This window comes from Rhizobium beringeri (genome assembly GCF_004306515.1).
Classification (GTDB): Bacteria; Pseudomonadota; Alphaproteobacteria; order Rhizobiales; family Rhizobiaceae; genus Rhizobium; species Rhizobium beringeri.
The window spans coordinates 607,018-632,824 of sequence record NZ_SILG01000002.1; the positions used below are offsets into that span (position 1 = coordinate 607,018).

Genomic DNA, 25,807 nt, shown 5'->3' on the forward strand with positions numbered 1-25,807 from the left:
ATGGCTATTTTGCTCGGATCAATCGCTGACGACTATACGGGTGCGTCCGACCTCGCCAACACGCTGACGAAGAACGGTCTGCGCACGGTACAGACGGTCGGCATCCCTGATCCGGCGCTGGCGCTGCCGGATGTCGACGCCGTGGTCGTTTCCCTGAAGGTCCGCTCCGTCCCGGCTTCGGACGCCGTCGCGGCCGCGGCGAGCGCCGAGCGATGGCTGCGCCAACTGGGCGCCGGCCATGTACTTTACAAGATCTGCTCGACCTTCGATTCCACCGATGCCGGCAATATCGGTCCGGTCACCGAGGCCTTGAGCGATGCGGCCGGCGGCGGCGTCGTGCTGGTGACACCAGCCTTTCCGGAAACGGGACGCACCGTCTATCTTGGCCATCTCTTCGTCGGCGGACAGCCGCTGAACGAAAGCCCGCTCAGGGACCACCCCCTCAATCCGATGCAGGACGCCAATCTCGTGCGGGTTCTCACCCGACAATCGCGTAACGCTGTCGGATTGATCGATCTCACGACCATCGCGGCCGGACCCGACGCCGTCAAGGCGAGGCTCGATGCCCTGCGCACGGCAGGCATCACTGCTGTGATCGCCGACGCAATTTTCGAACGCGATCTTGAAACGCTCGGCGAGGTGGCGTTGGAAATGCCGGTGTCCACCGGTGCGTCCGGCCTCGGCCTCGGCCTTGCCCGCGCGCTCGTCCGCTCCGGTCGGATATCCTCCGACGCTGCAACGACGGCGGACGCCATTCGCCCGGTGGGCGGGCTTTCAGCGATCGTTGCCGGCAGTTGCTCCAAGGCGACGCTGCACCAGCTCGACATCGCCGAACGGTCGATGCCCGTCCTGCGGCTCGACCCGGAGCGGCTGCTTGCCGGTCCCGATGAGATCGCCGCGGCGATTTCCTGGGCTGGAGACCGCATCTCCGCCGGTCCCGTCGTCATCGCAGCGAGCGCTGCGCCTGAAACCGTGGCCCGGCTGCAATCGCTCCATGGACGAGAGGCCTCCGGCCACGCGATCGAGACCGCGACGTCGATCATCGCTGCCGAACTGGTGGGGAGAGGCGTGCGGCGCCTTGTGGTCGCAGGCGGCGAAACCTCGGGCGCGGCGGTCGACAGGCTTGCCATTCCGGCATTTCTGATCGGCCCGGAGATTGCGCCCGGCGTGCCGGTGCTGCGCACGGTCGGGAATGCGCAGGGCGACATGCTTCTGGCGTTGAAATCAGGAAACTTCGGAGGCGAAGATTTCTTTACCGCAGCGCTGGCGATGATGCACTGACAGAACCTCGATAGGATGGATATCGGTTAGTTCTAGCATAAGATGCGGCGGCCCGTGACAGCAAAGCCATAAGATACTGCTTGAACCATGGCCTTCAGACGATCTGCCCGCCGGCGCTCCGGCAGACTGGCGGGCACGACATGAAGGACGCCCCCATGCAAGCAAGTCAGATCGAAATCGTCCCGTTCGGCCCCGACCATCTGGAAGCCGCCGTCGCGCTCTCAAGACAGGCGGGCTGGCCACATCGCACCGAAGACTGGCAGCTGGCGCTCGCCTTGAGCGAAGGGATGGTCGCAGTCGAGGACGGCAAGGTCGTCGGCACCGTCCTCGTCACGCCGTACAAGGGCGATTGTGCGACGATCAATATGGTCATCGTCGACGAGTCGATGCGCGGCCGTGGCCTCGGCCGCCGACTGATGGACGCCGCATTGCTGGCCGCGGGAGACCGGCCGCTGAGGCTGGTGGCGACGACGGCAGGCCTGCCGCTCTACCAAAAGCTTGGCTTCCACGAGACGGGAACCGTGCTGCAGCACCAGGGCCTTGCCGGAGAAATCGCCACGCCGGCGGAAACGGAAGCCGCTACCGACGCCGACCTCCCTGCTATCGCGGCACTCGACCGCCTTGCCTTCGGCGCCGACCGCGAAGGGCTGCTCTCTTATTTCACCAGGATCGGCGAATTCGCCGTCATTCGTCGCGATGGCCGCCTCTCCGGCTTCGCGTGTCTGCGTCCCTTCGGCCGCGGTGAAGTGATCGGACCCGTGGTGGCCGCCGACCTCGGCGAGGCCAGGAAACTCATCGAACATTTCATCGCCAGGCGACCCGGGCGGTTCCTCAGGGTCGACACCACGGCCGAGACCGGGCTTTCCCCGTGGCTCGCCGAACACGGGCTCGCCCATGTCGGCGGTGGGATCACGATGAAAAAGCCGTTGGCCAACGACGCCGCCGATCCGACTGCCACCACCTTTGCCCTCGCCAGCCAGGCGCTCGGCTGATCCGGAGATCTCCATGTACAGCAATTCCCTCATCGAACTCGATCGCGCCCACCTCATTCATCCGGTTGCCTCCTACCGCGGCCACGAAAAGCTTGGCGTGCGCGTGCTCGCCTCGGCCAAGGGCGCGACGGTCACCGACGCATCGGGCAAGCAACTGATCGACGGCTTCGCCGGCCTCTGGTGCGTCAATGCCGGTTACGGCCACGAGAGCATCGTCGAGGCGGCGGCCCGGCAGATGCGCGAGCTTCCCTATGCGACGGCCTATTTCGGCCTCGGCTCGGAGCCCGCGATCCGGCTTGCCGGCGAACTCGCCGACCGCGCGCCGGGCGATCTCAACCATATCTATTTCACCCTCGGTGGCTCCGATGCGGTGGACAGCACGGTCCGCTTCATCCGCTACTACTGGAATGCCCGAGGACAGCCTGAGCGCGATCAGTTCATCTCGGTCGAACAGGGCTATCACGGCTCCTCGACAGTCGGCGCGGGTTTGACCGCGCTGCCTGCCTTCCATGCCGGCTTCGGTCTTCCCTTCGACTGGCAGCATAAAATTCCGTCTCATTACGCCTATCGCAACCCGGCGGGCGACAATCCGCAGGCGATCATCGACGCCTCGCTTGCGGCGCTGAAAAGCAAGGTCGAGGCGATCGGGCCGGAACGTGTTGCCGCTTTCTACGTCGAGCCGATCCAGGGCTCGGGCGGCGTTCTGGTGCCGCCGAAAGGCTGGATGAAAGCCATGCGCGAATTCTGCCGCGCACACGACATCCTTTTCGTGGCGGACGAAGTGATCACCGGCTTTGGCCGCACCGGCCCGCTTTTTGCCTGCAGCGAGGATGAGATCGTGCCCGATTTCATGACGACCGCCAAGGGCCTGACCTCCGGCTACGTCCCCATGGGCGCCGTCTTCATGGCCGATCATGTCTATGAAACGATCGCCGAGGGCGCGGGTGCTGCCGCCGTCGGCCATGGCTACACCTATTCGGCCCATCCCGTCAGCGCAGCGGTCGGCCTGGAAGTCCTGAAGCTTTATGAAAACGGCCTTCTCGAAAACGGCGTCAGGGCCGGTGCGCGGCTGATGCAGGGCCTGGAGTCGCTGAGAGATCATCCGCTCGTCGGCGATGTACGCGGCCGCGGCATGCTGGCTGCCGTCGAACTCGTGGTCGACAAGGTGAACAAGACGCCGTTGCCGGCATCCGCCGAACCCTCCCGCCGCATCTTCGATCGCGCCTGGGAGAACGGCCTCGTCATCCGCGCCTTCGGCAATGGTGTGCTTGGCTATGCTCCGCCGCTCTGCTGCACCGAAACGGAGATAGACGCGATCGTCGAGCGCACCCGCATCACGCTGGACGAGACGCTGGAGGACCCGGACGTGCGTCGGGCGCTGCAGGCCTGAGAATATCGCGAAACGGTCAGATTCGGTATTTTGTGCCGCCTCATGATGCCTATTCGGCGAATCCGGTGCGGTGCAGGTGACACACTGAAATCAACGAAAGGCCGCGGCAGAAGCCGGCCTTCCATACAAGAGCGGGACAAAGACCCCGCCAGCGGAACAGAATTTTCTTCTTCGAGAAGCCGAGCTCCCATCGGAGCGGAACACTGGGGAATTCGCGTGAGCAAAAGCCTTCCGGAATTCAAATACCTGACCTTCGACGTCGTCGGCACGCTCATCGACTTCGAAGGCGGCCTCAAGACCTGCCTCGCCGAGATCGCGACCGAGGCGGGGACTGAAATCGACGGCGAGCAGGCGCTTAGCCTTTACCGTGCAGCCCGCTACTCCGAGGATGCCGACCTCTTCCCCGACGACCTCGTGCGCGTCTACCTCTCGATCGCGCCGAAGCTCGGCCTGCCCGCCGATCAAAAATATGGCGAACGGCTGCGGGATTCGGCCAAGGGCTGGAAGGGTTTTGCAGACAGCGCCGCAGCGCTGGCAAGTCTTGCGAAGGATTACCGTCTCGTTGCGATGACCAACGCCCGCCGCTGGGCATTCGATTTCTTCGAGAAGGAACTCGGCAATCCGTTTTATGCCGCCTTCACCGCGGATGATACCGGGACCGAGAAACCCGATCCCGCATTCTTCGAGACGGTATTCGACTACGTCGCTTCGGAAGGACATTCAAAGGACGACATCCTGCATGTCGCCCAGAGCCAGTACCACGATATCGGGATTTCCAGGAAACTCGGGCTGACCAATTGCTGGATCGAGCGGCGACATGCCGAGAAGGGTTACGGCGGTACGATCGAGCCGGCCGAGTTCACCAAACCCGATTACCATTTCACCTCCATGGCCGGCCTTGCCGATGCCGTGGCCGCCGCGCGCGCCTGACTTTGAAAGCAGATCGGGCCTGCCCGCAACGGGCAGCCCGCCACACAAGAAAAGGGGAATGAGATGAACGACAAGATCACCAATTGGACCAGATCCGACGACGCCATGGTCGAAAGCGCCATCCGTCGTGGCGCCACCCGTCGCGAGTTGCTGCATATGATGCTTGCGGGCGGCGTGGCCATATCAGCCGGCGGGCTCGTGCTTGGCCGCGCCGGCAAGGCGCTCGCCGCCACGCCCGTTTCCGGCGGCTCGCTCAAGGCGGCCGGCTGGTCATCCTCCACGGCCGATACGCTCGACCCCGCCAAGGCGTCGCTCTCCACCGACTATGTCCGTTGCTGCTCCTTCTATAACCGCCTCACCTTCCTCGACAAGAGCGGCACGCCGCAGATGGAGCTTGCTGAAGCGATCGAGTCCAAGGATGCGAAGACCTGGACGGTCAAGCTGAAGAATGGCGTTACCTTCCATGACGGCAAGCCGCTGACCGCCGATGACGTGGTTTTCTCGCTGAAGCGCCATCTCGACCCATCCGTCGGCTCGAAGGTCGCCAAGATCGCCGCCCAGATGACCGGCTTCAAGGCGGCCGACAAACAGACCGTCGAGATCACGCTCGCCAGCCCGAATGCCGACCTGCCGACCATCCTGTCGATGCATCACTTCATGATCGTTTCCGACGGCACGACCGATTTCACCAAGGCCAACGGCACCGGCGCGTTTGTCAAGGAAGTCTTCGAGCCGGGCGTTCGCTCGGTCGGGATCAAGAACAAGAACTACTGGAAATCCGGCCCGAACGTCGATTCCTTCGAATATTTCGCGATCAGCGACGACAATGCCCGTGTAAACGCGCTGCTTGCGGGCGACATCCATCTCGCAGCCACGATCAATCCGCGCTCTATGCGCCTCGTCGAGGCCCAGGGCGACGGCTTCACCTTGTCTAAGACGACGTCCGGCAACTATACCAATCTCAACATGCGACTGGATATGGAGCCCGGCAATAAGCGGGACTTCATCGAGGGCATGAAGTATCTCGTCAACCGCGAACAGATCGTCAAATCGGCGCTACGCGGTCTCGGTGAAGTCGGCAACGATCAACCCGTTTCACCGGCGAACTTCTATCATGACGCAGAGCTGAAAGCGCGAGCCTTTGATCCTGAGAAGGCGAAGTTCCACTTCGATAAGGCCGGCGTGCTTGGCCAATCCATCCCGGTCATCGCTTCCGATGCGGCGAGCTCGTCGATCGACATGGCCATGATCATTCAGGCGGCCGGCGCCGAAATCGGCATGAAGCTCGACGTGCAGCGAGTGCCATCCGACGGTTATTGGGACAATTACTGGCTCAAGGCGCCGATCCACTTCGGCAATATCAACCCCCGGCCGACCCCCGATATCCTCTTCTCCCTGCTCTACACCTCGGACGCTCCGTGGAACGAAAGCCACTACAAGTCGGAGAAGTTCGACAAGATGCTGATCGAGGCGCGCGGCTCTCTCGATCAAGACAAGCGCAAGACGATCTATAACGAGATGCAGGGCATGGTCGCCCAGGAAGCTGGTACAATCATTCCGGCCTATATCTCGAACGTCGATGCCACGACCGCCAAGCTCAAGGGGCTGGAAGCCAACCCGCTAGGCGGCCAGATGGGATACGCTTTCGCGGAATATGTCTGGCTTGAAGCCTGATACAGCAAAGCAGACTGGGGCTGCAGCCGCGCCCCAGTTCCTCCATCTGCATTGGTGGAACTCAACTCGAACGCAAAGGGAAGACGCCCGTGAACCGCCAGGTCTTATCCCTTGTACTGAGCAGATTGTTGGTTGCCGTGATCACCCTGGTGATCGTCTCCTTCGCCGTCTTCTTCGCGACAACGCTGTTGCCTGGAGATACGGCGACGATCCTGCTCGGCCAAGCCGCCACGCCAGAAGCCGTCGAAGGCCTGCGCAAGGCCATGCATCTCGACGAACCGGCGCTCTTTCGTTTCCTGCGCTGGTTAGTCGGGCTGATGCAAGGCGACCTCGGCACGTCCTATGCCAACGAAATGCCGATCGCCGCTCTCATCGCCGGCCGCTTCGTCAACACGCTGAAACTTGCCGGCGTCACCGCGCTTTTCTCCGTACCGATCGCGCTGACGCTCGGGATCACCGCGGCGATGCTGCGTGGCACGCTCTACGACCGGATCGTCACCGTGATCACCATCGGCGTCATCTCCGTGCCGGAGTTCATGGTCGCGACCTCCGCAGCGCTCATCTTCGCCGTCTATCTGAAATGGCTGCCGGCGCTGTCTTTCGCCAATGAAGTCCACAGTCTGACCGACATATTGCGCGTCTATGCCATGCCGGTGATCACCCTCACCTTCGTCGTCTCTGCCCAGATGATCCGCATGACGCGCGCGGCTGTCATCGAGACGCTCAACACACCCTATGTCGAGATGGCGCTGCTCAAGGGCGCCTCCCGGCCCCGCATGGTCTTTCGCCATGCTCTACCCAATGCGCTGGGCCCGATCGTCAATGCCGTTGCGCTTTCGCTGTCCTATCTGCTCGGAGGCGTCATCATCGTCGAGACCATTTTCAACTATCCCGGCATCGCCAAGCTGATGCTGGATGCCGTCGCCACCCGCGACCTGCCGCTGATCCAGAGCTGCGCGATGATTTTCTGCCTAGGCTATCTGCTGCTGATCACCATCGCCGATATCATCGCCATCCTTTCCAATCCGAGGCTCCGATGACCATGACCAGTTCCGAAACCACCTCCGGCCGGCTGTCCGGAACCCGGTTTGGCTATCGCTTCAACATCGTCGGCGCGATCGGCTTCACTGTGATCCTCTTGTGGGCGCTCGTCGCGATCTTCGCGCCATGGGTCATCCCCTACCCAGTCGGCGAGATCATCGATCTCGACTATTTCGGCCCGATGAGCCGGGAACTCTGGTTCGGCTCCGATTATCTCGGCCGCGACATGCTCTCGCGGATTCTGATGGGCGCACGCTACACGGTCGGTATCTCGCTGGCGGCGGTCACGATCGCATGCTTCAGCGGCGTCGTGCTTGGCATGATCGCAGCGGTGGCCGGCGGCTGGCTGGACACGATCCTCAGCCGCTTCCTCGACGCCCTCAACTCCATCCCGAGCAAGCTGTTCGGCCTGGTGGTCGTCGCTGCCGTCGGCTCCTCGGTCCCGGTTCTGATCCTGACGCTGTCGGTGATCTACATCCCGGGCGCCTACCGCTTCGCCCGGGCGCTCGCCGTCAACATCAATGCGATGGATTTCATCACAGTCGCGCGCATCCGCGGCGAAAGTACCCTCTATCTCATTCGCTCGGAAATCCTGCCGAACATCGTCGGGCCTGTGCTTGCCGATCTCGGCATCCGCTTCGTCTTCATCGTTCTCCTCCTATCCGGGCTTTCCTTCCTCGGCCTTGGCGTCCAGCCGCCCTATGCCGATTGGGGTGCGCTGGTGCGCGAGAATATCGGCGGCCTGCCGTTTGGTGCTCCGGCGGTGATGTTCCCCTCGCTTGCCATCGCCAGCCTGACGATCAGCGTCAACCTGCTGATCGACAACCTGCCGCAGAAAATTCGCGACCGGAGTGTGTCATGAGCAATTTCATCGAAATCCGTGACCTGAAGGTCGAGGCCACCACCGATTCCGGCCGGCGCGTCGAGATCATCAAGGGTGTCAGCCTCGATGTTGCCGAGGGCGAGATCGTCGCGCTGATCGGTGAGAGCGGCTCGGGCAAGACAACGATCGCCCTGACCCTGATGGGCCATACCCGTGCGGGCTGTCGCATTTCCGGCGGCAGCGTTTCGGTCGGCGGCAAGGACATGGTCACGCTCAGCGAGAAGCAGCGCGCCAAGGTGCGCGGCACGGAAGTCGCCTATGTCCCGCAATCGGCAGCTGCCGCCTTCAACCCGGCCACATCGATCATGGACCAGGTGATCGAAGTCACGCGTATTCACCACCTGATGTCGCCGGACCAGGCGCGTGCCCGGGCAGTCGAACTCTTCCGGGCGCTGTCGCTGCCGGAACCCGAGACGATCGGCAGCCGTTATCCGCACCAGGTTTCCGGCGGCCAATTACAGCGTCTGGCTGCCGCCATGGCGCTGATCGGCGACCCGACCCTCGTCATCTTCGACGAGCCGACGACGGCGCTCGACGTCACAACCCAGATCGAGGTGTTGCGGGCTTTCAAGTCGGTCATGAAGAAGGGTGGTATCGCTGGCGTTTATGTTTCGCACGACCTTGCCGTCGTCGCCCAGATCGCCGACCGCATCGTGGTGTTGAAAGGCGGAGAGACCCAGGAAACCGGCACCACGGACGAGATCCTCAACAATGCCAAGCACCCCTATACCAGGGAGCTGCTCGCAGCCTTCGAACCGAAACCGCGTGGCGCAACTGGCCCCGCCGAACCCGCGACAGCTCCCCTGCTGAGCATCGAGGATCTGGTCGCGGGCTATGGACAGCGCCAGGCCGATGGCCTGCCACTCGTTCGCGCGGTCGAGCATGTGAGCCTGAAGGTGGAGAAAGGCCGCAATCTCGGCATTATCGGCGAATCCGGTTGCGGCAAGTCGACGCTCGCCCGCACCATCGCCGGCATCCTGCCGGCCTCGGTCGGCAAGATCGTCTTCGACGGCACGGAACTGCATCGCAACGCGCGCGAGCGTTCGCGCGATGAGTTGCGCGAGATGCAGATCGTCTTCCAATATGCCGATACCGCACTCAACCCGGCAAAATCGGTCGAGGACATCCTCGACAGACCTTTGGTCTTTTACCACGCCATGGATCGAAAGGCGCGAAACGCCCGGATCGATCAACTGCTCGACATGGTGCGCCTGCCCCGCAACCTGCGCCATCGCCGGCCGGGCGAACTCTCGGGTGGGCAGAAGCAGCGCGTCAACTTCGCCCGGGCGCTCGCCGCCGATCCGAAGCTGATCCTCTGCGACGAGATTACCTCGGCACTCGACACGGTGGTCGCCGCCGCTGTCATCGACCTGCTCAAGGAATTGCAGCGCGAACTCGGCCTCTCCTACATCTTCATCAGCCACGACCTCTCGGTGGTTGAGGCGATCTGCGACGAGATCGTCGTGATGTATGGAGGCCGGAAGGTCGAGGAAATCACGTCCTCGACAGTGAAGGCGCCGCAACACCCCTATTCGCAACTGCTCTTCTCATCGGTGCCGACGCTCGATCCGGCCTGGCTCGACGGGCTCCAGCAGGATCCGGAGCTGGTGCGGGCCTATTGCCGGCACTGAGCGCCGATTCAAGGTGTTATCGCGCTGCCCTCCTGGAAACCAAAAGCAAGGCGCTTGCCAGACCCGGCGTGCACCCGGGCAGGTCACGTTGAAAAGCCTGGGTTCCACGGCAAGAGATCTGCAAGTGGCAGCGAACATGGCTTCGGAAAGAAAGCCCGAAATTCTGTCGCAAGTCCTTCCAACCAGTATGAAGCTTATAATTATAGGGGGAACAACCTGCGACAGGGAGAATCGGCATCTGCTTAGGACAGATTGGATCGGGGAGATGCAGTTGGGTGCGGTCAGCCTGAAACCCCGAAATCTTGGGTTTGAGCGGGGGCTCCGGCTGCGGTCCTCTCGCCGGCTAGTGCGGAAACAAGGTGGTCAGCGGCATGTGGGCTTTGACGATCGGTGATTTCAGGACGACGAAGCTGAAATACTTGTCGATGCCGACGTCCAGGTCGGTCAGCCGCTCCATGATCGTCTGGTATTCGTCGATCCCGGCGGTGACGAATTTCAGCAGATAATCGTAGCCGCCCGAAACCAGATGGCATTCGATCACCTGGTCGACCTTCTCGATCGCCGCCAGGAAGCGGGCGAAATCGATCTGCCGATGGTTCTTCAGGGTGATCTCGGTGAACACGGTCAGCGTCTGCCCGAGTTTGCTGACGTTGATCTGAGCCGAATAGCCTTCGATGTAGCCCTCCGACTGCAGCTTCTTCACCCGCATCAGGCAGGGGCTCGGCGACAGATTGACCAGTTCGGCGAGTTCCACATTGGTGACGCGGCCATTCTTCTGCAGTTCATAGAGAATTTTTACGTCGATCCGGTCGAGTTTCATCGCACACGCCCTCAATGACGCAGCAGATTATGCTGCTTGTTTCCCGGCACCAACCTTAACACATGACGTTGGCCTGTCGATCACGTTGCGAGACAGGCCGAAGCACAAACGACTGCTGGCGTCCTCCCAACACGGAATCTTCTGCTGCCACCAACCGATCTCCGGCAAAGCCGTGGCGTCGGATCCGCTACACTACGGTTAAAACGGAGATTCTCCCATGCCCGCACCGCTCAATCGCGTCGACACCACGCCGGAACTGCCTTCCACTGCTGATGTCGTGGTCATCGGCGGCGGCATCGTCGGCGTTTTCGCGGCCTATTATCTCACCCGGCGCGGATTGAAGGTCGCCCTCGTCGAGAAGGGCCTGATCGGCGCCGAGCAATCGAGCCGCAACTGGGGCTGGTGTCGCCAGCAGAACCGCGACGCGCGCGAATTGCCGATGTCGACGAAGAGCCTCGATTTGTGGGAGCGCTTCGCCATTGAGACCGGTGAGGACACAGGGTTCCGTCGTTGCGGTCTCTTCTACCTCAGCAATAGCGACGAGGAACTGTCCGGTTGGGCCCGTTGGCGCGATTTCGCCCGCTCGGTCGGCGTCACAACGCACATGCTAAGCAGCGCCGAGGCAACCGAACGCGGGCGCGCCACCGGCGCCTCATGGAAGGGCGGGGTGTTTTCACCGACCGACGGCACCGCCGATCCGGCGAGCGCTGCGCCGGCCGTTGCACGTGCGATCCTTAAACTCGGGGGCACGGTGCATCAGTCCTGTGCTGCCCGCGGCATCGAGATCGAAGGCGGCAGGCTCTCGGGCGTCGTCACTGAGCATGGCACGATCCGCACGAAAATCGCGATCCTTGCCGGCGGCGCCTGGGCCTCCTCCTTCTGCCGCCAGCTCGGCATTCGGTTTCCGCAAGCCTCGATACGCTCCTCGATCCTCTCCGTATCTCCAGGCGCAGGCAGCCTGCCGGATGCGCTGCATACATCAGCCGTTTCGGTGACGCGACGCCGCGATGGCGGCCACACGCTGGCGATCAGCGGCCGCGCCCGCGTCGATCCGACCCTACAGCAGTTCCGCTTCGCGCGGCAGTTCCTGCCGATGTTCGCCCGGCGCTGGCGCAGTCTCGCACCAGGCGGGTTGGAGGGCTTTCGCTCGGGTCACGAATCTCTGGCCCGCTGGCGGCTTGACAGGCCGACGCCGATGGAGCGCATGCGCGTCCTCGACCCGACGGTCGATGAGGCCACCATTGCGCTCACCCATGCGCGGGCACTCGAGCTTCTGCCCGCCTTGAAGAAAACCGCCATCAGCGCGACCTGGGCAGGCTATATCGACAGCACGCCCGACGGCGTGCCGGGGATCGGCGAGATCGCCACCCTGCCGGGTTTCATCCTCGCTGCCGGCTTCAGCGGCCACGGCTTCGGCATCGGGCCGGGCGCCGGTCATCTGATCGCCGATATCGTCACGGGCGATGAGCCGATCGTCGATCCCAGGCCTTACCACCCCGACCGCTTCGGGGGATCCGCCTGGGGCAAAGTGGCCGATTTTTGAATAGCCTCGGCAAGCGCTCGACGCCCCTCGGGTGTTCCCGCCAGTTGCTCGACGAACTTTCCCTTGTCCGTATAAGGCAGATCATCGAGCTGGCACAGCAGCGCCTCACTCTGGCGGCTCGGCCCCAGAACCTCGACCACGTCCTGCTTTTCGCGCTTCGAGCGCTCAGAGCTGCATTCGGCCGCAAGGCGACGCTGCCAGCCTTCTTCAATCGACGAGAGGGCAGTGCGTTCATTGCAGATCGAGGGATCCACATCGGCCATTGTGAAAGCTTGGGAAAGGCGAACCGAATTCTACGGTTCCAAGAACAGAATCCCAATCAGGCGCGGGAAGATGTCAAAGTGCCACGTAAACGCGAGCGCTGATTTTTCAGCACGCGGAACGGCCATTCGTCGAACAGGGATAGCCAGACAGCCCCTTAGCGATGATTGGCGGAAGTCTTGCGAAGATGATCTCTTATCATCGCGCGAAACTCGCGCAATGTTCGAAACCCGATGTGCTGTGCAAGTCGGTGAACCGTCGTTTGAGAAACCTTGCAATTGCGCGCTATCACAGCGGCACTTTCGAATACAATCATTTCCGGCCGTTCTATAATCTGCCTCGCGACCTGTTCGAGACTGTTTGGAAAGACGATCTGCCGTTTGGCGATCAGGTACTTCAGTTCCTGCAGTGTCGCGGGAGGACGATGGTCTCTATCCTGTAGCATTGCGCTTCACCTTCCAAAGATCCGTCTTCCGGCAATCTCGGTGCGACCCGGATGCATATTGGAAGGCGGCGCGTTATCCCCGGTGGCGATGCGACGGTGTGAGGACATGGCCGCATCGCGTCGAAGCTTGCTAATCGACCTGCACCGGCCTGCCTGTCTGCCAGCTTACGGTGGCCGCCTCCGCCAGTTTCTGAGCCTGGAGTCCATCAACTCCGCCGGGCTTCGGCGAACGGTTGCCGCTGTCGATCGCATCAACGAAGGCATTGATCTCGTTGGCGTAGGCCTGCGCGTAGCGTTCGAGGAAGAAATATTGGACGGGATCGCCGCTAACGCCATTCGCATTGGAAAGCTCGACGCTGGTTGCATGGATATTCCTCGCCGCAAGCATGCCGGCAGCTCCGTGGACTTCGATGCGCTGGTCGTAGCCATAAGTCGCCCGGCGCGAATTGGTGATAACGGCAATACGCCCGGAAGCCGTCTGCATCTGCACGGCTGCAGTATCCACATCGCCCTCGGCCCCGATCGCCTTGTCGACGAGCGAAGATCCAAGTGCATTCACGACGACGAATTCTTCCCCCATGAGGAAGCGGGCCATATCAAAGTCATGAATCATCATGTCGCGGAACAGGCCGCCGGAGGATTTGACGTAATCAGCCGGCGGCGGCGCGGGATCTCGGCTGGTGATCGTCACGATCTCGATTTCGCCGATATCCCCGCGGCGCAGGCGCGCTTCCACGCTGGCGAAGTTCGGGTCAAACCGGCGATTGAAGCCGATCATCAAAGTCGACTTGTTCTTCTCGACGATGTCGAGGCAGGCATTGATGCGCTCGACCGACAGGGACACCGGCTTTTCGCAGAGAATAGCCTTGCCGGCCTTTGCGGCCGCCTCGATGAGATCGGCGTGGCTGGGGGTCGGTGTCGCAATCAGGATCGCATCGACGTTTGAGGACGTGATGGCATCCTCCGCATCGGCAACCTCGGCGCCCGTCTGCGCGGCAAGCGCCTCTGCCGATGCCTTGAAGGCATCCGCCACATAGACGAGCTTCGCCTTCGGGTTTGCCGCAATGGTCGCGGCATGCACCTTGCCTATCCGGCCGGCGCCGATCACTCCAAACCTGATCATTGATGTCTCTCCATGACGTGTAAGTGTTGACTATCGAAATCTTCAAACCGTGAAGGCGTCGCGGAAACGGGCAAGCGCCGTCTCATCGTCGCCGGAAGCCCAGGCCTCCATGCCTATCGTGCCGCGATAGCCCATATCCTTGAGTGCACAAGCAATTGCCTTGTAGTTGATCTCTCCGGTACCGGGCTCCATGCGGCCCGGAACATCCGCCACCTGGATTTCGCCGATATGGGGCAGAGCGCGCCGGCATAGCTCGATCAGGTTTCCTTCGCCGATCTGAGCGTGATAGAGGTCGAGATTGAGCTTCAGCGCCGGTCGGTTTACCGACGAAACAAGCGCAAGCGTATCTTCGGCCTTGGCAAACGGTGTCTTGGGGTGATCGACTGCTTCATTGAGATTTTCGAGCACGAAAGTGACGCCCTCTTTCTCGCCGAGGTCGGCGATGCGGCTAAGCGTGTCGTGCGCCTTGAGCCACATGGCGCCTGTCACCTTCTCGGCCTTAACCACCGGCAGGCCCTGGCCGTCGAGACCGGTCCCATGCAGGTTGAGACGCGGGCAATTGAGCTCCCTAGCAATCGGGATTGATTGCTTCGCAGTTCTTAGCAATTCATCTGCGCCCTCGTCATCGGCAAGTGTGCCGGCCACATAGCCCGTCATCGACGAGAAGACTGCTCCAGATTTCGCCAGGGCGGCGATGTCATGTTTCGTCCAGTCCCAGATCTCGGCGTGAAAGCCAAGTTCGGTGATGCGCTTGAGCCTGTCGAGGACAGGAAGCGACTTGAAGACCATTTCAGCGCAGACCGCGAGCGTGAAGGGGGATGAGGCATTCGACGAGCCGTCGTTCATGACCGGATTCCATGTTTGATAATTGAGTGGAAGGCGGCGACTGCTTTTGAAAAGCAACCGATCGCCGCCTCGGAAGCAAGCCGACTAGATCGTACCGCCGAGCTCTTCGGACAGTTGCTGCAGCTCCTTGCCGCCAGCCATGAGGTTCTGAAGCTCATCCATCGCGATGTCCGCCTTACCAAAGGTGCCAAGCGTCTGGCCGCGATTGAGGATGGTGAAACGGTCCGCGACGGCATAGGCATGGCGGACATTGTGGGTGATGAAAATGACGCCCAGACCGCTCTGTCGAACTTGGTGGATGTATTTCAGCACCATCGAGGTTTGCGCCACGCCGAGCGCCGAAGTCGGCTCATCGAGAATGAGGATCTTGGCGCCGAAGTAGACCGCACGCGCAATCGCAACGCATTGGCGTTCGCCCCCAGACAGAGTGCCCACTGCCTGATTGGGATCGCGGATATCGATGCCGATCTTGTGCATCTCCTCACGCGTGACATTGTTGCAGTGTGTAAGGTCGATGTGACGGAAGGGGAAGAAGCCCTTGCGGGGCTCTCGTCCCATGAAGAAATTGCGGGTGATCGACATCAGCGGGATCATGGCGAGATCCTGATAGACGGTCGCGATGCCAGCATCGAGCGCATCGCGCGGACTGCGGAAATTGACCGGCTTGCCTTCGACCAGGAAGGCACCGCCACTTGGGCGGACAACGCCGGAGAGCATCTTGATCAAGGTGGATTTGCCCGCGCCATTGTCTCCAAGGAGACAAAGCACTTCTCCGGCCGACACTTGCATCGACACGCCATTGAGAGCGATCACGGAGCCGTAGTGCTTGATGATATCGGTCACTTCGATGATCGGCCTTCGATTGTTGACATCAGACATGATCAGCGCTCCCCGGTAACCTTGCGGCGGATGAAATTGTTGAAAAGAACGGCCAGCAGCAGCATCGAACCCAGGAAGACCTGAAACCAGTCGGAATCGAATTTGGTGTAGGTCAGGCCGATCGAGACCGAGCCGAAGATGATCGCGCCGAAGAAGGCGCCAATCGCCGAACCATAGCCGCCGGTCAGCAGACACCCGCCGATGACGGCGGCGATGATCGCCTCGAATTCCTTTTGAAAACCGCGCCTCGCATCCGTGGACCCGGCATCGAGCACAGTGATGATGGCGACCAGAGCTGCCGCGCATGCCGTCAGCGCAAACAGGCCGGTCTTGACTCTGTGAACGGGCACGCCGGAGTTTCTCGCCGCATTGGGATCGCCACCGGCGGCAAAGATCCAGTTGCCCATGCGGGTGCGCAGGAGGACCCAGGTCGCAGCCAGCGCAAGCGCCACAAACCACAATACGGAGACCGGGACGCCCGTGACCTTCGGCATGCCGTTGGGGAACTTGTCGATCAGATCGTGATCCGCGAGCCAGACAAATGCGCCCTTCAGCGCATCGCCGGAAAAAAAGCCAAGCAGCGGACTGTCCTTGACACGGTCGCCGATACCGCGAAGCTGCGTTGAGCCGCCTGTCGCCCATTTCAGGCCGACGAGCGTCAGGCCACGCAAAATGAAGAGGAATGCCAGGGTCACGATGAAGGACGGAAGGCGCGTGTGAATGACGATCTGCCCATTGATCGCCCCCATGAACGCGGCGAAGAGCATCGTCATGACGATGGCAACCGAAAGCGGCTGGCCGAAATTCGTCAGGATGACGCCGAAAATCAGTCCCGCAAAGGCCACCATCGAGCCGATCGAAAGATCAAACTCGCCGCCGATCATCAGAAGGGCCGCCGCAATAGCCAGAATCCCCAATTGCGACGCCGGCGCCATGATGGTCATCAGACCGGAAAGCGAGAACATGGTACGGTCGGCGGTGAGAAAGAAAAAGACGATGACGAGAACAAGGCCAGCCACGGCACCAAGCTCAGGCCGCCGCATCATATGCGTCAGAAAACTTACTTGTTTGACGCGCTCATCGGCCTTCGGCGCAGCCGCCGTTCTCTGCTCAAGCGAAGCCATAACTCCTCCCACGGATCATAATTTAGGGTAGCGTTGGCGCTGCTGGGCAGCGCGGTCAGTCAGCCAAACCCCCTCCCCCATCAAGGGGGAGGAGATTCTGGGAGAATGCCTTTCGGCAATTCCGGTTAGCGAATGCCCTTGGCGGAAAGATCCACGACTTGAGCGGCCTTTTCCTTGGTGATAAGGTTCGGGCCGGATGGAACATTACCCCCCGGGATAAGCCCGTATTTGGCATAGTTGGCCAAGAATACGATCGGCAGATAGCCCTGCAGGAACTGCTGCTGATCGATCGCGAAGGCAGCCTTACCGTCGGCCACGGCCTTCAGGAAATCAGCTGAAAGGTCGAATGTCGCCACCTTGATCTTGCCGGTCATTCCGACATCCTCGACGGCCGCGAGCGAAGGCTCGCCGGCAGTGCCGGCTCCAAGCGCCATCACAGTATCGACACCCGTATTGGAACTCAGCGCTGCCTTGACCTTCGCGCGGACATCAGCCGGATCGTTGCTGACGGGTAGAACCGTGACCTTGCCGCCGAAACCGTCGGCAAAGCCCTTGCAGCGCAGATCGAGCGAAACATTGCCGACCTCCTGGTTCACGCACAGGCCTTCCTTGCCGCCCAGCTCATGCAGTTTCCCACCGGCCGCTTTGCCGGCGGTATATTCGTCCTGGCCGACATGCAGCAGCGCTCCCAGTTCCTTTGAAACGTCGGAGCCGGAATTGATTGAGATAACCGGGATCCCGGCGGCGACAGCCTTCTTGATGGATGGACCGAGTGCAGAGGCGTCTGGAATGGAGACGATGAGTCCATCGGGCTTCTGATTGACGGCAGCATCGATGAGCTGCCCCATCGACACCATGTCGAAAGTTTCCGGAGCGCGATAATCGACGCTAATACCCATGTCCTTCGCCGCTGCGTTGACGCCGTTCTTGACGACGGACCAGAAAGGATCATTGGCCTGGCCGTGGGTGACGGCGACGATGCGAATGTCAGCGGCATTGGCGATTGCCGAAGAGCACATGAGCCCAGCAGCAACGGCCGCGCCCGCGAGAAGCGATTTCAAACCGAATTTCATTTTACCCTCCCAAAAAATGGTCCGCACTACGCGAACCCTCCCAATGCTACCGGTTGCAACTCCGTTTGCACCCGGTAGCAAACGCGATAAACCTACTTTATTGTCGACAAAAATCAAGCATCCATTCCATTTTTATTTTTTTGTGGAATATTCATTCCATTCAAGAGGAGGCAGTCATGCGCAAACGGGCGACGGCGAAAGAGGTGGCGGAAGCCGCCGGCGTGTCGAAATGGACCGTCATTCGTGCGTTCACACCAGGTGCGTCGATTACGGAAGCAAGCCGACAAAAGGTGCTTCAGGCGGCCGAGACCCTGAACTATTCGCCTAACCTGCTTGCCCGCAGTCTTGCGACGAACACCACGCATCAGGTGGCCGTCTTCGTCGATGACTTCGCCAATCCGCATAAGCTTCCGGTTCTGGAGATGTTGACCGAGCGCCTGCAGGCGGAGGGTCTGCTGACCGTATTGATCAACATCAACCGCCATTTCGATCACGTTCACGCCTTGATCAATGCAGACCAGCGGCAGTTCGATGCGGTGATCCTGTTCGGTACCGCCTTTCGCGAGGAAACACTGGGTGATCGACGCCTTGGTCCAGGTTTCCCGCCGATGTTCGTCCTTGCGAGAGACAGCCAAATTCCCGGCGTTCCCGCCATCGCCTGCAATGCCGAACTCGCTCTCAGCGAAATCGTAGATTACCTGTTCGACAAAGGATATCGCCGTCCCGGTTTTATGGCGGGAGCTAGGACTCTGTCGACGGCGCTTGGCAGGCGCCATCATTATGCAAGCTTCTGGCGAGCGAAAGGTATCGAAGGCGTGACAGAATTGGCTGCGGAGAGATACAGCGCGCAGGCCGGCGCCGAGGCGGCGCGTACCTATTTGAGCACTACCGCGCCCGGATCGCGCGTCGACGTGCTGATGTGTGAAAATGACATTTTGGCACTGGGAGCGATGGATGTCGCCCGGAGCGAATTCGGTCTCGAAGTCCCGCAAGACCTGGCAGTCGTCGGCTTCGACAATATCGAGCTCGGCGGCGCCCCCGCCTATGGACTGACGAGCTACGAACAGCCCGCCGGCGAGATGGTCGACGCCATTGTCGCAATGATCACCGGAAAGCGCGATGCCGAAATGGTTGTCATGCCGGGGCGGCTTGTGCCGAGGTCATCGGCATGAGTGTCCCCGGATCGTCCAATGAGCACCTCGCACTTCTGACCATGATCGAATGGCGTCTAAATGGTCGCCTTGATGATATTTGAACCATCGACCCTTTTCTTGAAAGTTCAGGGCCGGCCAAGATGCAAGGGCTGTATCTTGCCCCTCCCCTGCGGTGAAATCACTGAGCCGGTGAGATCAACACGACAGTTGGGAAGTATGGCCGGTACCGACCAACGTCTCTCGTCAATAGCGGAACCTGCTGAACCGCAGCATGCGCGCCGATGAAGAAATCCGGCAACACACCCGTCCGAGAGCCACCGGCCCGGCGATACCGCGTGAAGGCCTTTCCGGCAAGAAACAGCGCCGCCCGCGGAAACGGCGCGACGACCAGTCCCCCCTCGTCGATGAACTGCGGCAGAAATGATCACTGTCCGGATCGCACCATAGATCTGCCATCCCGTTTTGGCGTGAACCAGCCACCGAGCGCTTCCTCCAATCCGTCCGTGCTGTTCTCCTCACCCTCCCAGGCAATGCAGGCATCGGGGCGGATCAGCATCGAGGGGCCTCGATCGACGGCGACGCAACGTATCTTCTGCGTGCTGGCTGCAACGAGCCTGGATGCCGCCCCCTCAGGTGAGGCGTCGAGAAGAACGCCCATGCCATCCTGCATCAGATCATAGAGCGAGACGGCGGTATCGCCGTCGCCGATGGGCCCGTCGCCGATCAGCCGCCCGACCTCGTCCCGCTCCGAGCCGAGATCGTAACGGGTGGAAAGGCCGCTCATCATCTCGCCGATGAACCGGTTGACGTTGTCGAATTGCATGAGGTTCGCCACGATGTCCCGCATCGCACCCGCCTGTGGATCGGGCCGGAGGATGGCGACCTGCGCACGGGTGTTGGCCAGAACGGCTTCGGCGATGGGTCGCCGCTCGGCCGTGTAGGTGTCGAGCAGGCTTTCCGGCATGTCGCCGCGAATGACCGCCGCGAGCTTCCAGCCGAGATTTGCAGCATCCACCAGCCCGAGGCTCATGCCCTGGCCACCAAACGGCGAATGCACATGCGCCGCATCGCCGGCAAGCAGCACCCTGCCGCGGCAGTAGCTATCGGCAAGCCGGGTGTTGTCGGTCCATCGGCTCCCGCTTTCGAGCGCCTTCACATGGACGTCCTTGCCGCTGATGCGGCACAGTACGGCTTCGATCTCCTCAGCTGTGACCGGAGACTGCCGATCTTCAGGCGGACCGCTGAAGTCGAGCATGAACAGTCGACCGGGGAAGGGTCCGTAGGAGAATACGCCACCCGACGTGCGATTCCAGCCAATCGGCAGCAGGCGTTCGGGATGATCGATCTCGGCGACGACCTGGTAGAACGTCAAGCTTGGAGCCGTGCCGGGGAACTCAAAGCCGGCCATCTTGCGGATCAGGCTGCGCCCGCCGTCGCAACCGACGAGGTAGGAGCAGCGGAGATGGCCCGCACCCGTCGGAGACGCCCACTCCACCTCGACGCCGTCCACCTGCTGGACGAAGCTGGTGACGTCACAGGCGCGGCGCACCTCGATCCCAAGCGCGCGTGCGCGATCGGCCAGCATGGCTTCGAGGCTAGGTTGATCCACTGCGTGAGCACGCCGTTCCGGCTCTTTCTGCGCGTCCTTTCGGATAAGAGGCAGGCCAGCGAAATGACCGCTGAATTTGGACGACCGGCCACGCAGGTCCGCTCCAGTCTGCTCGGCGAACTGCTTCATCGCCGCAAGGCTCCGCGCCTCCGCGGCGGCGATGGCCGCAGCCATCCCGCGACGCTGCAATGCCTCGCTTCCAAGCGGCCCGAGCGACATTGCCTTGATGGCCATACTCGCGGCAACTAGTCGCTCCAGCACGAGGACGCGCACGCCTGATAAAGTCAGCTCGATGGCGGTCAGGAGTCCGACCGGTCCTGCGCCCACAACAACAACATCAACTTGTTTTTCCATCTCACATTCCATATACTGGATATCAATATGTACTCAGTACATAAATAGATGCGCAATCGAGAGCAACATGCCAATGCCATCGGACTCAATGCCACTGGACCGGCGATCCCGTAAGCGCCTCGCCACCCGACAAGGCATCTCCACTGCCGCCACGCGCCTCTTCCTGGAGCGGGGCTTCGATCAGGTGACGGTCGATGAAATCGCGGCAGCCGCCGATGTCGGTCGGATGACGGTGTTCAATCACTTTCCCCGCAAGGAGGACATGTTCTTCGATCGAGACGAGGAGGGTCGAGAGATGCTGCGCGAAGCTTTGCGGCAGCGCGATCCCAGCGTCTCTCCGATCGAGACGTTACGCCTGCTCGCCCATCGGCTGGTTGCGGAGGAGAGCCCCTACGTCAGATTTTCTGCTGGGAGCCAAGGCTTCTTCGAGACGATCGAGGCCAGCGACACCCTCAAGGCTCGGGCGAGGGCGATACGCGACGAGATCGCCCACGTCGTCACGGCGGCGCTAGCCGAATGCGTCGGGCGAAAACCTGATGATCCCGACGCCCACCTGGCAGCCGGTCTGCTGCTGGCGACGTGGACCGTGGGCTTCATCCAGGCTCACCGGACCTTTCGACAGGGGCAAGATACGGCGGAAGCAAAAGCCGTCTTTCTCGCCGCTGTCGATAAGGGAACCACCGGTCTGAACGCGGCACTGGCGGGCACGCCTTACGCCTGAGCAATCACCCTCTGCCTGCTTTCATTGAGCACCCAGATTCCCGTGCACATAGGGGATGATTTCCGAAGGCATTCTCTCAGGAGACCAGCGACATCAGCGGACGGGCTGCGGGCGATGCCCTCCGGCCGTCAGCAGTCTGAAAGTGGGAGATTCTTTCGTTCAATACTTCCACCTGATGCCGAAGCCGATGAATTTGGAAGCCGGCGTGAGGGCCGGCGCGAGACTGTCACCCGTGTATTAGGTACGATCTGTTACCTATGTCTTCGGTATGGACAACGGTAAGGGGTGTGCCACTTGCGCCTGGACAAAGAGTTCTCAATTCGGTGTGGTGGACCGGCAGCCTTGCTAGGCTTGGCAACTATGCGCCAAAAGCAGACGTCGCAGGTCACTGATCACTGTTCACATTCTGTTTTTGACTTCGGCCATATCGGCGGGGTGACTGTCCCATGATCCGCTTGAACGCCGTGCTAAAGGCGTGCTCAGACGAATCTCCCAGCGACATCGAAATTTCGGCCATTGTTTCCTTGCCCTGTATCAATTTCGCTCCTGCCGATATCATTCTCCAGCTGGCAAGGTAGGAGATCGGCGTTTCACTGACGCGCCTTCGGAAGTACTGGGCGAAGGTCGTGCGGAACATCCCTGCCATACGCGCGAGCTCTTCCAGTGTCCAGGCGTGCGAAGGATCTGAATGCATAGCCTTTATGGATTGCGCAAGTCTGGGGTCCGCCAGCGCGGTGAACCAGCCCACCCCTCCCGGTGAACTCTCGAGGAACAGGCGCAGGGTTTCGCGATCCAGTTTTGCAACGAGGTTTCGCAAGGTTGTTGGGACGGGGCCGATTGAATACCTGCTACATTGGCGCATGGCCCTAGCAAAGGACGAACTCCAAAATGGAGACAAGAGTGTCGGTGAGATCGCTTTTGCTGTCGGATTTCAGTCTTCGAGCGCCTTTAGTCGGCGTTTGCGCGAGAGATCGGATGCCCTCCGACGCACTTTGGGCGTCGGGGCTCATAAGTCTGCCTTCGCCGTCACCAAATCGTGCGGATTTAAGTTCCACGCTACGCCAATCCCGCCACTTGGGCCATCAACTACCCGCAACGAGTAGTGCGACCCCGTCACCACGCGGATCATGGGCGCCCACAAGCGAACCATCCACCTGCCGCACGATGATGCCGGCTTGTCCGGAAAGCGGACTTAGCCGGTCGATGGGCGATAGCACGTGGCCACGTGCGGCGAGTTCGGCGAACGCTGTGTCGCCTGCGTTGACTTCCAGCTTCAGGCTATCGCGGCTGTCCGAGAAGGTCTTGCCCAGCAGGAAACGGGGTCCGGTGAGCGCGACCAGCGGATCTTCGCGGAAATCGATCAGGCGCGTCAGGATCATCGACAGTGTCTGCGGCTGGCCGTCCGCTCCCTGCGTTCCGTAGATATAGGCTGGTCTACCGTCTTTCAGCCCCAGTCCCGGATTGAGCGTGTAAAAAGGGCGCTTTTTCGGGGCGATGACATTCGGATGCCTGGGATCAAGGGAAAAGGCAGCGCCGCGATTCTGCCAGAGAATGCCGGTGTCGCCGACAACGACGCCGCTACCCCAGTCGAAATAGGTGCTTTGCAGAACGCTGACGCTTCTGCCCGAGGAATCGGTCACGCCGAAGAAGACGGTGTCGCCGGGGCGGAAAAGCTGCGGCCAGTCCATTGCGCGTTCAAGATCAATGGAGCGTGCCAATCTTGCCAGGCGCGGCCGGCTCAACCAATCCTCCACTGGCTGGTCCGCGAAGTCCGGATCGGCGATCAGGCCGCGATCCAGAAAGGCTCTTTTGATCGCTTCAACGCAAAGATGAATATGATCGGCGCCGCCGGATGTCAGCTGTTTTATATCGAAATAAGACAGAATGCCCATGATCGCCAGCGTCGAAATGCCCTGCGTCGGTGGCGGCGGGGCAAGTAGTTCCACGCCGCGATAAAGCAGGCTTGCCGGTTCGCTCTGGCGTGTCCGGGTCGCGGCAAGATCGGCGGAGGTGAGCGGCGATCCCGCGGCCATCAACCCTTTTGCAATCCGTGCGCCGAGTTCGCCTTCGTAGAAGCTTCGCGGACCGTCGCGGGCGATTAGTTGCAGCGATGCCGCCAGCTCTTGCTGCTGGAAAGTCGTCCCGACCTGAGGGGCGATGCCGTCGGGCATGAAAACCTCGCTCAAGCCCGGCCAGTTCACGACCTCGGACTTTCGGAAATCCAGCCAGAAGCTCTGCGATTTCGTGACAGGGAAACCGTCCGCCGCGTGCCCGATCGCGTCGTCAAGCAGACTGGAAAAGGAAAGGCCACCGCCCCAATTCCGGACAGAATAGTCGTGGGCGTGACGCCAGGCATCCACCGCGCAGGCGGATGTGAGCGTCGACAGTGGTCCTCGCAAGGGGATGTCGCCGTCAAAGCCGGGCAGGATGCTGGCCGACTGGCCGATACCGAGGAAGCAGTCCTTTCGGCCCTCTTCATCAGCGACGATCCAGATAGCGTCGCCGCCAAGACCACAGAAATGCGGATAAACCACCGCAATCGTCGCGCCGATGGCGATCGCGGCGTCGAGTGCATTTCCGCCATCCCGCAGAATACGAGCGCCGGATTCGCTCGCCAGCGCATGCGGGCTCGTCACCATGCCACCTCGTCCCTGCGCAAATCCGGGTCCATGGGTCGCTGGTTCGTTCGGCGTCATGCGTTCTTTCTTCCAAGGCTTGTCTTTTGGGCAAAACCGGTTTCAACGTGTCACCAATACACGCCCAGGAGACAAGCATGGCCATCGATCTCGTGATCCGCAATGCATTTCTGCCGGGGTTGGATGGCTTTACGGATATCGCGTTCGCCAATGGCCGGATTGCTGCGATGGCGCCCCACTTCGTTTGCGATGCGCCGGAGTACGATGCCCGCGGCCGGTTGATCAGCGGGGGCTTGATCGAAACGCATATCCATCTCGACAAGGCTGGGATTATCGGTCGATGCGTGCTCTGCACGGGAACGCTGGGTGAAGCCGTCAGCGAGACGTCGAAGGCAAAGGCTGCCTTCACCGAGGAGGATGTTTACGCGCGCGCTGCCGGGATCGTCGAGCAGGCGATCCTCAACGGCACGAACCGGCTGCGCACATTCGTGGAGGTCGACGGGCGCGCCGGGTTCCGGTCTTTTGACGCCATCAAGCGGCTGCGTGCCGATTACGCCGCCGCCATCGACATCGAAATCTGTGCCTTCGCCCAGGAAGGGCTGACCAATGATCCGGGTACGGAGGAAATGCTGGACACGGCATTGGCGTCCGGCGCGGATCTCGTCGGCGGATGCCCCTACACCGATCCGAACCCGGACGACCATATCCGCAGGATCTTCGATCTTGGCGAGCGTTACGGCGTGCCGGTCGATTTCCATCTGGACTTTGATCTCGATCCGGCCGGATCCAATCTTCCCCTGGTGATCGCCGAAACTCTGGCGCGTGGCTACCAGGGGCGCGTATCGGTCGGTCATGTGACGAAGCTGTCTGCCCTGCCGCCGGAGGCATTCGAGGCCGTCGGCCGCAGTCTGACGCAAGCCGGCATTGCGGTAACCGTGCTGCCGGCAACGGATCTGTTTCTGACGGGGCGGGCGGCAACGCATCTTGTTCCGCGCGGCATTACGCCGGCACACCGGCTGGCGGAACTCGGCGTCCTCACGACGATCTCGACCAACAATGTCCTCAATCCGTTCACCCCCTTCGGCGATGTCAGTCTCATCCGCATGGCCAATCTTTATGCCAATGTCGCGCAGATCGGGACCGCCGAGGCCCTCGAAGCGGTCTTTGACATGATCACGATCAATGCCGCCCGGCTCCTGGGCCTGGAGCAATATGCGCTTGACGTCGGCGGTCCCGCCACGCTCGTTCTGTTCGATGCGGTATCCGGCGCTGATGCCGTAGCCAGGCTTTCCCCCGCAGTGACCGGCTGGAAAAATGGTCGGCAGACGTTTTTGCGGCCGGCATCTCGATTGCTCTTCGGGCAACAACACCAAAATCTCGATGATCGGCTGGAATAG

23 protein-coding genes and 2 pseudogenes are annotated in these 25,807 nt (G+C 61.3%); 13 read left to right on the forward strand and 12 right to left on the reverse strand.

The annotated features are described in order from the left end of the window. The 8 genes from otnK to ELH03_RS26510 all read left to right on the forward strand — a co-directional run bounded on the left by otnK (nucleotide 1) and on the right by ELH03_RS26510 (nucleotide 9,822). Complete coding sequence (gene otnK / locus ELH03_RS26475) at nucleotides 1–1,281, forward strand: 3-oxo-tetronate kinase (RefSeq protein WP_130766930.1); 1,281 nt, start codon at nucleotides 1–3, stop codon at nucleotides 1,279–1,281. 155 nt (nucleotides 1,282–1,436) lie between these two features. Further along, entirely contained in the window at nucleotides 1,437–2,273 is an 837-nt protein-coding gene (locus ELH03_RS26480) for a GNAT family N-acetyltransferase (RefSeq protein WP_128405067.1), read from the forward strand. Nucleotides 2,274–2,286: 13 nt separating this feature from the next. Continuing rightward, on the forward strand, nucleotides 2,287–3,663 hold the full coding sequence (locus tag ELH03_RS26485) for an aspartate aminotransferase family protein (RefSeq protein WP_033183367.1): 1,377 nt from the start codon (nucleotides 2,287–2,289) through the stop codon (nucleotides 3,661–3,663). A gap of 216 nt (nucleotides 3,664–3,879) precedes the next feature. After that, on the forward strand, nucleotides 3,880–4,593 hold the full coding sequence (locus tag ELH03_RS26490) for an HAD-IA family hydrolase (protein ID WP_128405066.1): 714 nt from the start codon (nucleotides 3,880–3,882) through the stop codon (nucleotides 4,591–4,593). Between the two features lie 63 nt (nucleotides 4,594–4,656). Beyond that, nucleotides 4,657–6,267 (forward strand): ABC transporter substrate-binding protein, encoded by a 1,611-nt coding sequence (locus ELH03_RS26495; protein WP_130766931.1) that lies wholly within the window; start codon nucleotides 4,657–4,659, stop codon nucleotides 6,265–6,267. Nucleotides 6,268–6,356: 89 nt separating this feature from the next. Then, entirely contained in the window at nucleotides 6,357–7,307 is a 951-nt protein-coding gene (locus ELH03_RS26500) for an ABC transporter permease (RefSeq protein WP_128409743.1), read from the forward strand. Beyond that, complete coding sequence (locus ELH03_RS26505) at nucleotides 7,304–8,170, forward strand: ABC transporter permease (RefSeq protein ID WP_128409744.1); 867 nt, start codon at nucleotides 7,304–7,306, stop codon at nucleotides 8,168–8,170. The genes ELH03_RS26500 and ELH03_RS26505 overlap by 4 nt, the downstream gene beginning before the upstream one ends. Next, nucleotides 8,167–9,822 (forward strand): ABC transporter ATP-binding protein, encoded by a 1,656-nt coding sequence (locus tag ELH03_RS26510; RefSeq protein ID WP_128409745.1) that lies wholly within the window; start codon nucleotides 8,167–8,169, stop codon nucleotides 9,820–9,822. Before ELH03_RS26505 ends, ELH03_RS26510 begins: the two co-directional genes overlap by 4 nt. A gap of 343 nt (nucleotides 9,823–10,165) precedes the next feature. On the opposite strand, the gene ELH03_RS26515 is transcribed toward ELH03_RS26510, so the two are convergent. After that, nucleotides 10,166–10,642, reverse strand: coding sequence for an Lrp/AsnC family transcriptional regulator (locus ELH03_RS26515; protein WP_027686620.1), 477 nt, complete (start codon nucleotides 10,640–10,642; stop codon nucleotides 10,166–10,168). A gap of 217 nt (nucleotides 10,643–10,859) precedes the next feature. Between ELH03_RS26515 and ELH03_RS26520 the strand changes: the two genes are divergently transcribed. Next, nucleotides 10,860–12,185, forward strand: coding sequence for an NAD(P)/FAD-dependent oxidoreductase (locus ELH03_RS26520; protein ID WP_130659625.1), 1,326 nt, complete (start codon nucleotides 10,860–10,862; stop codon nucleotides 12,183–12,185). Between the two features lie 2 nt (nucleotides 12,186–12,187). Here the strand turns inward: ELH03_RS26520 and ELH03_RS26525 are convergent. The 7 genes and pseudogenes from ELH03_RS26525 to ELH03_RS26555 form a co-directional block, all read right to left on the reverse strand. Further along, nucleotides 12,188–12,385 (reverse strand): annotated as a pseudogene (locus ELH03_RS26525) (hypothetical protein); the annotation flags it as partial. 218 nt (nucleotides 12,386–12,603) lie between these two features. Next, nucleotides 12,604–12,891, reverse strand: a complete 288-nt coding sequence (locus ELH03_RS26530) for a MurR/RpiR family transcriptional regulator (protein WP_105008962.1) — start codon at nucleotides 12,889–12,891, stop codon at nucleotides 12,604–12,606. Between the two features lie 130 nt (nucleotides 12,892–13,021). Further along, nucleotides 13,022–14,014 (reverse strand): inositol 2-dehydrogenase, encoded by a 993-nt coding sequence (iolG, locus tag ELH03_RS26535; protein ID WP_128405060.1) that lies wholly within the window; start codon nucleotides 14,012–14,014, stop codon nucleotides 13,022–13,024. Between the two features lie 42 nt (nucleotides 14,015–14,056). After that, a complete protein-coding gene (locus tag ELH03_RS26540) occupies nucleotides 14,057–14,860 on the reverse strand; it encodes a TIM barrel protein (protein ID WP_128405059.1) in 804 nt (267 codons plus the stop codon). Nucleotides 14,861–14,944: 84 nt separating this feature from the next. Then, a complete protein-coding gene (locus ELH03_RS26545; RefSeq protein ID WP_128405058.1) occupies nucleotides 14,945–15,739 on the reverse strand; it encodes an ATP-binding cassette domain-containing protein in 795 nt (264 codons plus the stop codon). A gap of 2 nt (nucleotides 15,740–15,741) precedes the next feature. Beyond that, on the reverse strand, nucleotides 15,742–16,863 hold the full coding sequence (locus ELH03_RS26550) for an ABC transporter permease (RefSeq protein ID WP_128405057.1): 1,122 nt from the start codon (nucleotides 16,861–16,863) through the stop codon (nucleotides 15,742–15,744). A gap of 125 nt (nucleotides 16,864–16,988) precedes the next feature. Next, nucleotides 16,989–17,936 (reverse strand): sugar ABC transporter substrate-binding protein, encoded by a 948-nt coding sequence (locus ELH03_RS26555; RefSeq protein WP_130766932.1) that lies wholly within the window; start codon nucleotides 17,934–17,936, stop codon nucleotides 16,989–16,991. Nucleotides 17,937–18,112: 176 nt separating this feature from the next. Between ELH03_RS26555 and ELH03_RS26560 the strand changes: the two genes are divergently transcribed. Next, complete coding sequence (locus ELH03_RS26560; RefSeq protein WP_128405104.1) at nucleotides 18,113–19,108, forward strand: LacI family DNA-binding transcriptional regulator; 996 nt, start codon at nucleotides 18,113–18,115, stop codon at nucleotides 19,106–19,108. A gap of 160 nt (nucleotides 19,109–19,268) precedes the next feature. On the opposite strand, the pseudogene ELH03_RS38800 reads toward ELH03_RS26560, so the two are convergent. Next, nucleotides 19,269–19,508, reverse strand: a pseudogene (locus ELH03_RS38800) (type II toxin-antitoxin system VapC family toxin); the annotation flags it as partial. A 6-nt stretch (nucleotides 19,509–19,514) separates the two neighbouring features. Then, entirely contained in the window at nucleotides 19,515–21,053 is a 1,539-nt protein-coding gene (locus ELH03_RS26570) for an FAD-dependent oxidoreductase (protein WP_128405056.1), read from the reverse strand. Between the two features lie 73 nt (nucleotides 21,054–21,126). Here ELH03_RS26570 and ELH03_RS26575 point away from each other — a divergent pair, with 73 nt between their 5' ends. Continuing rightward, complete coding sequence (locus ELH03_RS26575; RefSeq protein ID WP_128405103.1) at nucleotides 21,127–21,774, forward strand: TetR/AcrR family transcriptional regulator; 648 nt, start codon at nucleotides 21,127–21,129, stop codon at nucleotides 21,772–21,774. 385 nt (nucleotides 21,775–22,159) lie between these two features. Here ELH03_RS26575 and ELH03_RS38080 read toward each other — a convergent pair whose 3' ends face one another. Next, complete coding sequence (locus ELH03_RS38080; RefSeq protein ID WP_245461812.1) at nucleotides 22,160–22,591, reverse strand: helix-turn-helix transcriptional regulator; 432 nt, start codon at nucleotides 22,589–22,591, stop codon at nucleotides 22,160–22,162. Between ELH03_RS38080 and ELH03_RS26585 the strand changes: the two genes are divergently transcribed. Then, complete coding sequence (locus ELH03_RS26585) at nucleotides 22,476–22,877, forward strand: helix-turn-helix transcriptional regulator (RefSeq protein ID WP_245504893.1); 402 nt, start codon at nucleotides 22,476–22,478, stop codon at nucleotides 22,875–22,877. The two genes, ELH03_RS38080 and ELH03_RS26585, sit on opposite strands and share 116 nt — an antisense overlap. On the opposite strand, the gene ELH03_RS26590 is transcribed toward ELH03_RS26585, so the two are convergent. Further along, entirely contained in the window at nucleotides 22,857–24,413 is a 1,557-nt protein-coding gene (locus ELH03_RS26590) for a gamma-glutamyltransferase family protein (protein WP_130766963.1), read from the reverse strand. The genes ELH03_RS26585 and ELH03_RS26590 overlap by 21 nt on opposite strands. Before the next feature lie 134 nt (nucleotides 24,414–24,547). On the opposite strand from ELH03_RS26590, the gene ELH03_RS26595 reads away from it, so the two are divergent. After that, on the forward strand, nucleotides 24,548–25,807 hold the full coding sequence (locus ELH03_RS26595; RefSeq protein WP_128405054.1) for an amidohydrolase family protein: 1,260 nt from the start codon (nucleotides 24,548–24,550) through the stop codon (nucleotides 25,805–25,807).